1 pseudogene is annotated in these 1,128 nt (G+C 37.7%); it reads right to left on the reverse strand.

What is annotated here, in order from left to right:
* Positions 1 to 144: 144 nt before the first annotated feature.
* Positions 145 to 481, reverse strand: a pseudogene (locus tag BHE85_RS16245) (hypothetical protein).
* Positions 482 to 1,128: the final 647 nt, after the last annotated feature.

Raw genomic sequence — 1,128 nt, forward strand, 5'->3', positions numbered from 1 at the left:
TCTGTTCCATAACAGGTGTCCACTAGTTGAAAAGGTGGGCACCTACGTTACCAATACAGGCTTAATGGCTACATACGGCGGTCAGTTTACGCTTACAATAAATATGAAAAGATGGTTTAAATACCCCGTTACTTTTGACTTACACTATACGGTATCGCATCGTTTAATATTCGCACCGGCCAGATTTTTATTTCTATTAGTTGTCACAATACTGAATGCGTACGACCACAGTATTCTGGCTCCTGTGTGGTCATGCTTTAATTCTGCGTTCCGGACAGATAAGCAGTTGCTTGCAGGAATCCTTCTTGTGTTAATGTCAGTTCCCCTTTTTACCAGTGCTGATTTCCACATTCCGTCCAACAGAGCTTATAGCCTTTCCCTGGATTATAGCATTGTCCGGCTGAAGTTCTTTTTGAATAATAATAGAAGCACTGCTGGCAGATCCAGTCCGTTTTTCATAACCCACTGTACTGATAACCATAATCTAATCAGTAGAAATTGAGTCGAAAATAAGCACTACTCCATACAGGATAATTAGAGGTCAGTTTGATTATTCACAATTCATTATCAGCATTTTCTGTTTCTGACGAAATCAACATGAAAAGAACCATATATGATAATTATTATAATAACGGCTTTAATTGGAATACATATATTACAACGTATTATATATAATTGGTATTCTGGGAACTATATTCTCAAAATACAGTAGAAACGAGGTATGTTTCTGGTGGAAAGGACAGTGGGATTAAAAAGTAAGAATTGATAAAAAAACGCCAGCAACACATAGTGCCGGCGGAGGGAATACCCCATGGAGAAAATGTGATGCCTAGAGCACCATGAATATATAATTAAAAATAGTTAGAGTTGTCAATACTTTCACAAAAATAATTTTCGTAGTTTCGTAGTATAGAAAGATATTTTTATGCATGACCTACCTGAATTTGCTCCGGGTAGAGGTTATAAATAAAAATTGAATCACGACAAACACAATATTCATAGTATGGCGATGCCTACGCCAGCAAGAATAGGGTAATGCTGCCAACTTACTGATTTAGTGTATGATGGTGATTTTAAGGTGCTTGCGTGGCTTCCATTTCCATCAGATGTCCTTCCTGCTCCGCTACT

Origin of the sequence: Shigella sp. FC1567 (genome assembly GCF_001743015.1) — a bacterium.
Lineage (GTDB): Bacteria > Pseudomonadota > Gammaproteobacteria > Enterobacterales > Enterobacteriaceae > Escherichia > Escherichia coli.